At 65.4% G+C, this 9836-nt stretch carries 7 protein-coding genes; 2 read left to right on the top strand and 5 right to left on the bottom strand.

All coding sequences use genetic code 11. The features are described 5' to 3' along the window. Positions 1-79 precede the first annotated feature (79 nt). On the bottom strand, positions 80-2065 hold the full coding sequence (locus V3B48_RS19100) for a transglycosylase SLT domain-containing protein (RefSeq protein ID WP_277779326.1): 1986 nt from the start codon (positions 2063-2065) through the stop codon (positions 80-82). A gap of 151 nt (positions 2066-2216) precedes the next feature. Between V3B48_RS19100 and V3B48_RS19105 the strand changes: the two genes are divergently transcribed. Then, positions 2217-2624 (top strand): biopolymer transporter ExbD, encoded by a 408-nt coding sequence (locus V3B48_RS19105; protein WP_071229521.1) that lies wholly within the window; start codon positions 2217-2219, stop codon positions 2622-2624. 9 nt (positions 2625-2633) lie between these two features. Here V3B48_RS19105 and V3B48_RS19110 read toward each other — a convergent pair whose 3' ends face one another. After that, positions 2634-3236 carry a hypothetical protein gene (locus V3B48_RS19110; protein ID WP_329894251.1) on the bottom strand — a complete coding sequence of 201 codons (603 nt, stop codon included), beginning with the start codon at positions 3234-3236 and terminating at the stop codon, positions 2634-2636. 102 nt (positions 3237-3338) lie between these two features. On the opposite strand from V3B48_RS19110, the gene V3B48_RS19115 reads away from it, so the two are divergent. After that, complete coding sequence (locus tag V3B48_RS19115; RefSeq protein ID WP_032128961.1) at positions 3339-6200, top strand: TonB-dependent receptor; 2862 nt, start codon at positions 3339-3341, stop codon at positions 6198-6200. Positions 6201-6270: 70 nt separating this feature from the next. Here V3B48_RS19115 and V3B48_RS19120 read toward each other — a convergent pair whose 3' ends face one another. From V3B48_RS19120 to V3B48_RS19130, 3 genes are all read right to left on the bottom strand, one after another. Then, complete coding sequence (locus V3B48_RS19120; RefSeq protein ID WP_329894252.1) at positions 6271-6705, bottom strand: hypothetical protein; 435 nt, start codon at positions 6703-6705, stop codon at positions 6271-6273. A 171-nt stretch (positions 6706-6876) separates the two neighbouring features. Beyond that, complete coding sequence (gene fhuE / locus V3B48_RS19125) at positions 6877-9021, bottom strand: ferric-rhodotorulic acid/ferric-coprogen receptor FhuE (RefSeq protein WP_032128963.1); 2145 nt, start codon at positions 9019-9021, stop codon at positions 6877-6879. Between the two features lie 172 nt (positions 9022-9193). After that, the gene (locus V3B48_RS19130; protein ID WP_329894253.1) at positions 9194-9745 is read right to left on the bottom strand and encodes a M23 family metallopeptidase; all 552 of its coding nucleotides are present in this window, start codon (positions 9743-9745) and stop codon (positions 9194-9196) included. Between the last annotated feature and the right edge of the window lie 91 nt (positions 9746-9836).

The raw sequence follows: 9836 nt of genomic DNA on the forward strand, positions 1-9836 counted from the left end.
CCGGGTAGTGCCGGCCGCTGGCCGGCAACCCTTGGATAATGGCCGAAGCCGGCCAGCGGCCGGCACGACCGCAGTGCGATCAATCGCCGCCCTGGTCAGCGTTGGCGGCGCAGCTGAAGCTCTTGCGCTTGTCCACCAGGCGGCCCATCAGACGGTCGCTCAGAGGCAGCGCATCACCATTGAGGCGCCAGTCGTAGATCACGCTGAAGGCCAGCACGCGGGCGACGTACTCGCGGGTTTCCTTGTAGCTGATGGTCTCGATCCACAGGTCCGGGTCATAACCCGGGCGCTGGCCCTGCCAACGCGCGGTCGGGGTCGGGCCGGCGTTGTAGGCGGCGATGGTCACGTACGGCAGACCGTCGTACTTGTTCATCAGCTGGCGCAGATAGGCGGTACCGATGGCGATGTTGGTGTCCGGGTCGTACAGGCTGTCGGCGCCGCCGTAGCCGGTCAGGCCGATCGACTTGGCCACGCCGGCACCGGTGGCCGGCAGCACCTGCATCAGGCCCATGGCGTTGGCAGGCGAGCGCGCGCGCGGGGTGAAGGTGCTCTCGGCGCGGATCTCTGCCGCCACCCAGGCCGGATCGATCGCGTTGCGTGCCGATTCGCGGCGGATGGTGGCGTCGTGGTGCAGCGGGAAGCGCAGGTCATACAGGCGCTGTTCCTGCGGCTGCTTGCCGAGTGCGAACACGGCGCGGTCGAACCAGCCATTGTCCTGCGCCACGCGAACGGCGAGGCGGCGCTGGGTGTCATCGAAGCGCGACAGCGCACTGTTCCATTCGGCCACGGCCCAGCCGGCGCGGTCGATCTGGTACAGCGCCATCGCGCGCTGGATGGCTGGGTCGCGCGCGATCACCGCCTGTGCCTGCGCGCTGTCGTTCGGCTTCCACGGGCACAGCGTGTAGCCCTGCTGCAGTTTGTCGGCGGCGAGGAAACCATGGAAGGTCGGTGCGCGCGCGGCCTCGCGGAACAGCGGCTGCGCCTGTTGGGCCTGGCCGGTCTTCTCCAGCATGCGGCCTTCGAAGTAGCGCCAGCGCGGGTCGCTGCGCTGCTTGCTGCCCATCTTGCGGATCGCGGTCAGCGCTGCCGGCCAGTCGCCGCGCGACATCGCTTCGCGCACGCGCCATTCGTGCAGGCGTTCGTCGTACGCCGATTCCGGCACCGCATTGAGACGGCGCGCCGAATCGGGCAGGTAGGACGCCACCGTCCACAGTGCGATCTGGTACAGCACCTGGCCCTGCTGGTCGGCACTCAGGCCCAGTGCCTGCGCGTACTGCGGCAGCTGCTGTTCGGTGGCGCCGGGATCGGCCTTGGCCAGCTTGGCCAGGCCATCAGTGGCGATGCGCCGGCTGCGCTCGTTGCGCGGCCAGTTCAATGCGCTGGCATTGGGCTTGTCGACAAAGGCGGCGTAATTGTTGGCCAGCGCCAGGTCGGTGGCAGGCAGGCCCCGTGCGGCGCTGCGCATCACAGCGGGTTGCTGGGCGTCGGCGGCGGCATCGATGCGTTCCCAGCGCAGCGCGTCGCTCAGACCACCCTGCGCCTGCAGCACGGCGAAAACGGCATCACAGCCGTCCGGCAGCGACTTGCCGTTCTTGCGCCACAGATCCTGCGCTTCGCTGATCCACTGCGGATCAACCTTGCCGGTCACCTGGCGCGCGGTCAGCTGCGCACAGCGCAGGCCGGCGTTGTCGGTGGGCGCCCAGTTGGCGAGCAGGGTCGGCCAGTCCTGGCGGCGTGCGACCGAGGGCAGCCACACGCTGCGGAAGGTGGTAGCCACGGCCTGGCCGTCGTAGCGCTTGAGGAAGGCCTGCGCCTGCGCGGTATCGACGGTGTCGATGTTGCGGCGCAGGTTGGCGTACTCCAGCCAGCCGTATGCAGGATGGCGGCTGAGTGCGGCGGCTTGGCCGGGATCGAACTGGCCGCGTTCGGCGGCAGCGATCGCGGCCTTCAGCTGCGCGTTCTGGGCGTCGAGGGACTGGGCATTGGCGCAGCCGATCAGCAGCGTGGTGGCCAAGGGCAGCAGGGACAGGGCGGTCGAAGAGCGTCGGGTCATGGCGGGCAGCATAGCGGGCAATGGCTGAATTCAGTTTCGCATTGCGTGCACGCGATGGGTCGGCAACGGCAGCTGAATGCTCGTGCTGCAGGCACTGCCTCGCGAGCCTGCGGGCGACGTAGTGTCGAGCTTGGGCGAACGGCCCGGCTGCAGGGAGCGGCACATGGCGTTCAGTAGCGCAGGAAGAAGCGGCCCGCTGGCGGACATCAATGTCACGCCACTGGTGGATGTGATGCTGGTGCTGTTGATCATCTTCATCGTGACCGCGCCGATCGTGGCCCGGCCGATAGCCGTGCAGTTGCCACAGGCCACCGATCGCGTGGTCGACCGTCCCGAACCGCCACCGCCGATCGAGCTGCGCCTGGACGCTGCCAACCAGCTCAGCTGGAATGGCCAGCCGATGGTGATCAGTGAGCTGCAGGCGCGCCTGCAGGCACAGGCGGGCGAACATGCCGGCAACCTGCCGGAGCTGCGTATCGCCACCGATCCGGCGGCCGAATACGAAGGCATGGCGAGGATTCTGGCCGCAGCCGAGGCGACCGGCATGGAGCGCATTGCGTTCGTGCGGTAGTGCGATGTCTCACTGCCGCTCATGCGGTGATTGCTGCATGAGCGGCGCTTCCCCTGCTGACAGCGTCGCATCCAGGATCCGCAGAAAGGCCATTTCAATCTGCGCTGGAACCGGGGTTGGATGTGCTCGCCACCTTCCGGTCCCAGCGGCACGTTCAACGTCGAAAGCAGTCAACTCGGCTCTCTCGAAATCCACCACAACCGTCAATCCCTCTCCCGAGGCCAAGGCCGCATCGCTGGGAGAGGGGCAGTTGTTGCACTCGATCACGCCGCCTGCTCTCGATTCGCCCGCCAGGGAAAAAAGCAGCGTCATCACCGTCGTGACACCCAGCACCGCACTCACCGCTTTCATGATCGACCCTCCCGCGAATGGCTGGAGGTGCGAGTCTGCGCTGGATCGACTAGCGGCGCCTTCTGAAAGAGGGAATTTCAAACTATTCCTGAAACGGTCCGGCAAAGACCTTTTCCATGAATGTGGCAGCCCCCGGCGCGCGCTGTCGCAGCCGGCATCAAGGCTGCCTGTCGTGAACAATATCGTCCGGTCATAACCTGCAGTCATCTGACGCAATCGGCCTGCAATTGCGTCAATTCCGCGTGAAAGAGTGTCGATCATCACGCCGCGATTTTTACCACTTGTTTACAAAGGAGACGGCGCCGCCATGCAGGGAGGGAGTGCGGCAGCCCTTGTCCCGACATTCCTTTGGAGAGAGAGCGAATGAATCACCTGCACCACCGCCCTTTGGCGGTTGCCGTCGCGCTGTGCGTGATGACCCTGGCACCGTTGGGTGCCGCTGCACAATCCACCACCAACCTCGATGCGGTGGAAGTCACCGGTACCCGCATCAAGCGCGCTGAAGTCGAAGGCCAGGTGCCGATCCAGACGCTGACCCGCGGTGATATCGAACGCACCGGCCTGACCTCGATCGGCGAAGTGCTGCAGCAGCTCACCGGTTCCGGTTCCGCGCTCAATGCCAAGTTCAATTCGTCCGGCAACTTCGGCTTCCCGCCCGATGGCAGTGGTGTAGGTGCTGGCTCGGCGCAGGTGGACCTGCGCCATCTGGGCGCCAAGCGCGTGCTGGTGCTGGTTGACGGCATCCGCTGGGTCAATGAGTCGTCCGCCTCCGGTGTGGGCTCGGCCACCGACCTCAACACCATTCCGCTGGCCATCGTCGAGCGCATCGAAGTGCTCGAAGATGGCGCGTCGTCGCTGTATGGCTCCGATGCCATTGCCGGCGTGGTCAACATCATCACCCGCCGTGATTTCGATGGCGGCCAGGTGACCCTGAACTACGGCGAGTACAGCAAGGGCGATGGCACGCAGAAGGGCGTGGACCTGGCCTGGGGCAAGAGCGGCGACCGCTTCAGCCTGTTCCTCGGCGCCAGCTGGACCAAGCAGGATCCGGTGTTCGCCAAGGACCGCGAGCAGTCGCGCTTCCCGATTCCCGGCACCGGCCTGGCCTTCGGCAGCGGTGGCATTCCGCAGGGCCGTTTCATGTTCACCGACCCGAACACCGGTGCGGTGCAGAACATCGTGCCCAATACCGGCGTGAGCAACCCGCGCTACGACGGCAGTGCCGGCTGCGCGCGCACCGATGACTATCACTGCTTCACCAGTGCTGATCGCTTCAACTTCGCCGAATACAACATGGTGCTGACACCGTCGGAGCGTAAAGGCCTGTTCGGTCAGTTCCGCTTCGACATCACCGACAACGTGCAGTGGTACGTCAAGGCACTGGGCAACCGCCGTGAGTCGACCAACCAGGCCGGCCCGGAGCCGCTGTTCTTCGGTCCCGATGGCGCCACCGGCAATCCGCTGGCCGACAACATCACCGTGTCTGCGCTCAACCCGTACAACCCGTTCGGCTTCGACCTGGTCTCGGGTGACAACCTGAGCCTGATCGGTCGCCGTCCAGTAGAAGGCGGCGCGCGCGTGTTCAAGCAGGAAGTGGACACCACGTATTTCGCCACCGGCTTCGTCGGCAACTTCCAAGCGGCTGACCGCAGCTGGTACTGGGACGTCAACGGCATGTACAGCAAGAACAAGGCCGAACAGACCAACTACGGCAGCTACAACATCTACAACGTCAACATGGCGCTGGGCGATCCGTCCGTCTGTGCGGCGACGCCGGGCTGCGTGCCGCTGAACATCTTCGGCGGTGCCGGTTCGATCACTCCGGACATGCTGAAGTGGATCCAGCCGGTGGTGCGTGACCGCAGCCAGAACGAACTGAGCCTGTTCACCGCCAACCTGTCCAGCGACCTGTTCACGCTGCCGGCCGGCCCGGTGTCGTTCGCTACCGGCTTCGAGTATCGCAAGTACGAGGGTTCGTACCAGCCCGATCCGCTGACGGTGGCGGGCCACTACAACGGCGTGCCTTCGCAGCCGACATCCGGCTCGTATGACGTCAACGAGGCCTACCTGGAGTTGAGCGTGCCGATCTTCGCCGACTCTTCATTCGGCAAGAAGCTGGACCTGAGCCTGGCCGGGCGCTATTCGGACTACTCGACCTTCGGTGGCGAGTTCACGCCCAAGTACGGCCTGCGTTGGCAGGTGACCGACGATTTCGTGCTGCGCACGACCTATGCCGAGGGCTTCCGTGCACCGTCGATTGGTGAGTTGTACGGTTCGGCCGCGCGTGCCGACCTGCAGTTGTTCGATCCATGCTCGGTGGGCCTGGGCGGTACGCCGCCGCGCGGCAGCGCCGCCAACTGTGCCGCGCTGGGCGTGCCGGCCGGCTTCCAGCAGGCCAACTCGCAGATCTCGGTGACCACCGGCGGCAACCGCGAGCTGGATCCGGAGCGCTCGCGCAGTTTCAGTGCCGGATTCGTGTGGAGCCCGTGGTTTGGCAACAACACCTCGTGGTCCGAGCGCTTCGACGTGGAGGTGACCTTCTATCGCCATGCCATCGATGGCGCGATTCAAGCGATCAACGCGCAGACCCAGCTGGACCTGTGCGTGGAAACGCTGGATCCTATCTACTGCGATGGGATCACCCGCGCCAATACCGGTGCAGTGAGCAGCTTCAACAACCGCCTGACCAATCTCGGCTCGATCAAGACCGATGGCTGGGACGTGGATCTGTTCTGGACGTTGCCGCAGAGCTCGATCGGCCAGTTCAAGCTGGGCTGGAAGAACACGTTCGTCGGCCGCTACGAGGCCACCGGTGCGGCGGGCCAGAAGCAGCCGCAGAAGCCGGGCGTGGAAGTGGCCGACAGCTCGATTCCGGAATGGACCAGCAATGCCAGCATCGGCTGGACGCTGGACCGCTGGAGTGCCAACTGGACCGTTCGGCATATCTCCGAATTGACCGAGAACTGCGGTGACGCCTCTGTATTCCCGGTCTGCAGCAACCAGGCCGCAGGCACCAATACGCTGTCGGCCACCACCTTCCATGACATGCAGGTGGGCTACAAGATCGACTGGATGAAGGGGCTGCAGCTGACCGCTGGCCTGAACAACGTGTTCGACAAGGATCCGCCGATCTGCCTGTCGTGCTCGTTGAACGGTTACGACGCTTCGACCTATGACATCCCGCGTGGCCGCTACTGGTACCTGCGCGCGGACCTGCGTTTCTGATGAAGGGACGGCGCCGGGCTCAGCCCGGCGCCGTTGCAGCGTCGAGCCATGCTCGACTCCATGAAGGTGGTCAATCCGGAATGTCCTGTTCCGGGTCATCCTGTTCAAGGCTGGCACGGCGGAACGCGGTGCGTGCCCATCCCAGCCCGGCCATGATCATCATCGGCCCGACCGCGAAACCAGGCAGTGAGGGAATGCGGAACTGTGGCAGCGTTTGGACCAGCAGGTTGTACAGGATCCAGGCCACCAGGATCAGGCCGATCCCCGCGCACAACAGTCCGAACAGCACCTGTGGAATGCCCATTGCCAATCCCAGCGCGCGCTCGGAGCGGGTAGGAGTGGGGATGGCGCGCAGTTCACGGCCCAGATCGAACCAGAACAGGATCGCTGCGGGCAGGCCGATCAGCAGAAGCAGGATGAAGTAGCCATTGCCTGTAGCGACCATCAGCGGCAGCGAAGAGAACAGGGCCACGAGCGATAGACCGAGTTTCGTGCGGGTGCGCATGGCCGGTCGTCCTTGAGGGGGAAGGCGCGAGGTATCCGTCTGCGCGACGCTACACCTGCAAGGGCAGCGCGGCAACGGGGGCGCTGGGCGCCCCCGTTGTGGTGTCGAGCCGTGCTCGACGACCCCGTGTGATCGAGTCGAGCATGGCTCGACGCTACAAGGCCGGTTGGATCAGAACGCCCAGGTGAACGTCAGCGAGCCATTGCGGCCGTCGCCGTAGGCACCGTAGCCGGTGATCTGCGAGTAGTACTTCTTGTCCAGCAGGTTGTTGAGGTTGGCCTGCACGCTGAACTCCGGCGAGATGCGGTAGCGCACGAAGGCACTGACCAGCGCGTAGCCTTCCTGTTCGAAACGGCCCACTACCGGCGCAGCGTAGTAGATGCGGTTCTGCCAGTTGGCACCGCCGCCGACGGTCAGTTCCTGCAGCGATTGCGGGGTGTAGCTGGTGAACAGCTTCAGCGCGGTCTGCGGCAGGTTGGTGTTGATGTCGGCGCCGTTGATGTCCTTGGCCACGTAACGTGAAGCACCGAAGGTCGCGTTCCAGCCCGGTGCCAGTTCGCCGTTCACTTCGAACTCGAAGCCGCGGCTGACGGTGCCACGTGCAGCGATGTAGGCGGTCTCGTTCATTTGCCCGTCGACCTTGTCCATGGTTTCCTGGCCAACGTTGTCCTGCTCGATGCGGAACACTGCCACGGATGCATTCAGCCGGTTGTCGAACCACGCGCCCTTGACGCCGACTTCGTAGCTCTTGCCATCGACCGGATCGAGGTAGCTGCCCTGCTTGTTGCGCAGCGTCTGCGGCTGGAAGATCTCGGTATAGCTGGCGTAGGCGGAGTAGGTATCGTTGATGTCGTAGACCAGGCCGGCATACGGCGTGGTCACTTTGTGCGAGCGGTCGTTGCCTTCGTCTTCGCTCTTCCAGTCGGTGTAGCGCGCACCGATGATCAGCTTCAGTGGATCAGCCAGCGACAGGCGTGCGGCGGCATAGCCGGCCTTCTGGGTGATGGTGCCCTGGCTGGCAAGCTTCAGCGGTCGCCAGTTCGGCTGCGGGAAATCACCGGTCCAGCCGAAGTAGCTGGCCAGCGGCAGGTACTGTGCATTCGGATCGTTGAAGTCAGGCTGGAAATCACCATAGTTGGCGAACTCACGCTTGTTGTAGCTCAGGCCGGCCATGAACTGGTGCTCGCGGCCGAACAGCTGGAACGGCCCATCGATGTAGCCATCGATGCCATCAACCTTGCGCTCGGTGTTGTAGAAGCCGGCCATCGGCGTGATGCCGGCGCCCGTGGTCTTGTTGAACGCGGTGTAGGCCGGATAGAACAGCTTGTCGTCGGCCTTGGTGCGGTCGTGGGTGGCGCCGATCTTGAACTTCCAGCCGTTGCTGAAGGCATGCTGCAGGGTGGCGAACGCACGCTTGCTGGTGGTGTCCCAGTAGGTCCAGTCCGGCGACGGATTGAACGAGGTCGGATAGTTGGTCGGGCTGCCATCGGCGTACCACATCGGGAAGCCGCCCCAGGTCGCGCCGTTGGCGCGCTTCTGCTGGTAGTCGTAGCCCACGCTGAGCTGCGTGTCCGGGGTCAGGTCGGCGTCGATGACGGCATAACCCAGCGTCTTGCGCTGGTTGTAGCGGTCCATCTGACCATCGGTGTCCAGGTAGCTGCCGATCACCCGGCCGCGCACCGTGCCACTGGCGTTCAGCGCCGTGCCCACGTCCACGGTGGTGCGCGTGCGGCCCCAACTGCCGACGTTCACCGAGATGCTGCCGGTCAGTTCTGCGCTGTCTGCGTGTTTGCGGATGAGGTTCACCGAGGCGGACGGATTGCCGGCACCGCTGAGCAGGCCGGTAGCGCCGCGTACCACTTCCACGCGGTCGTACAGCGCAAGATCGAGGCCGGAATCGCCGTAGCTCCAGTTCTGCACCATCTGCGTCGGCAGGCCATCGAACTGGTAGGCATCGATGTAGAAGCCACGCGCGTAGAACTCGGTGCGCTCGCTGTCGGACTGGGTGCTGGTCACGCCGGTGGTGTTGGCCAGCACGTCGATGATGTCGTCCAGCTTCTGATCTTCGATGCGCTGGTGGCTGATGATGCTGACCGACTGCGGGATCTCGCGCGGTGCCAGATCGAAGCGGGTACCGGCCGAGGTGCGGCGCACCGAATAGCCTTCGGCACGTTCGCCCTTGACCACCACCTTGTCCAGCGTGGTCGGATCGGCGGCGGTGTCGGCGAAGGCGGCCGGGGCCACGGCGCAGAGAACGGCAAGCACGGCAACGGACAGCCGCTGCGGCTGCAGGGTACGGAAGGCGGGACGGGTCATGGGGGTCCTGGACGAGCACGCGCGTTCGGCCGGCATCCAGGAGGCGAGGCGCTACGGGTAGGGGAAGGGCGGGCAGGCCGTCCTGGCACCACCGGAAACGAAAGAAATGGTAATACGAACTATTCCTATTTACAAATCATGAACGGTTCGGTGCGCGGGTGCGCCGCGGCGATCAGCGCAGCAACGGCAACGGGTTGCGGGGGCCGTTCGTGCCGTAGATGCCCCAGTGCAGATGCGGCGGCGTGCCTTTGGCATTGCCGCTGTCGCCCACGTGGCCGAGCAGGTCACCGGCCCGCACCACCTGGCCGCGCGCCAGGCCCTCGGCCCAGCCTTCCAGATGCGCGTAGTAGTAGCGTTCCCGCCCGGGCCCGATCACCCAGACCTGGCGACCACCGAGGCCGCGTTCGCTGACATCCGCGATGACGCCGGCAGTGACGCTGCGCACCGGCGTGCCGCGCTGGGCGAAGATGTCGATGCCGGCGTGGGAGCGGTCGCGGCCGCGCGGCGCGCCGAAGGTATCGGCGATCTGGCGGGGGCGCACACCCTCCACCGGCACCGGGAGTTCGGTGGCCGGCGGCATCTGCGCGAGTGTCCACAGCATCTTTGGTGCGGCGGCCCAGGGACTGTTCCACAACGCCATCATCGCAACGACGGCAATGGCCAGCCACAGACCGCGCAGCAGCCAGCGGCGCAGGCGACCGGCAGGAGAGGACGGAGTGCTCATGGTCTCCGACTGTAGCGGGGGGGCCCGGGGGGGGGGGGGGGGGGGGGGGGGGGGAGGCCGCGCGCCGCGGGGGGGCGCGGGCCAGACCGCG

Source organism: Stenotrophomonas sp. SMYL20, from assembly GCF_036320045.1.
In the GTDB taxonomy this organism is placed as follows: Bacteria; Pseudomonadota; Gammaproteobacteria; order Xanthomonadales; family Xanthomonadaceae; genus Stenotrophomonas; species Stenotrophomonas maltophilia_A.

What these genes read in the sequence shown, in the direction of transcription:
- V3B48_RS19100 (WP_277779326.1), bottom strand. Translation starts at nt 2,065, where the DNA reads ATGCTGCCCGCCATGACCCGACGCTCTTCGACCGCCCTGTCCCTGCTG.
- V3B48_RS19105 (WP_071229521.1), top strand. Translation starts at nt 2,217, where the DNA reads ATGGCGTTCAGTAGCGCAGGAAGAAGCGGCCCGCTGGCGGACATCAAT.
- V3B48_RS19110 (WP_329894251.1), bottom strand. Translation starts at nt 3,236, where the DNA reads ATGATCGACACTCTTTCACGCGGAATTGACGCAATTGCAGGCCGATTG.
- V3B48_RS19115 (WP_032128961.1), top strand. Translation starts at nt 3,339, where the DNA reads ATGAATCACCTGCACCACCGCCCTTTGGCGGTTGCCGTCGCGCTGTGC.
- V3B48_RS19120 (WP_329894252.1), bottom strand. Translation starts at nt 6,705, where the DNA reads ATGCGCACCCGCACGAAACTCGGTCTATCGCTCGTGGCCCTGTTCTCT.
- fhuE (WP_032128963.1), bottom strand. Translation starts at nt 9,021, where the DNA reads ATGACCCGTCCCGCCTTCCGTACCCTGCAGCCGCAGCGGCTGTCCGTT.
- V3B48_RS19130 (WP_329894253.1), bottom strand. Translation starts at nt 9,745, where the DNA reads ATGAGCACTCCGTCCTCTCCTGCCGGTCGCCTGCGCCGCTGGCTGCTG.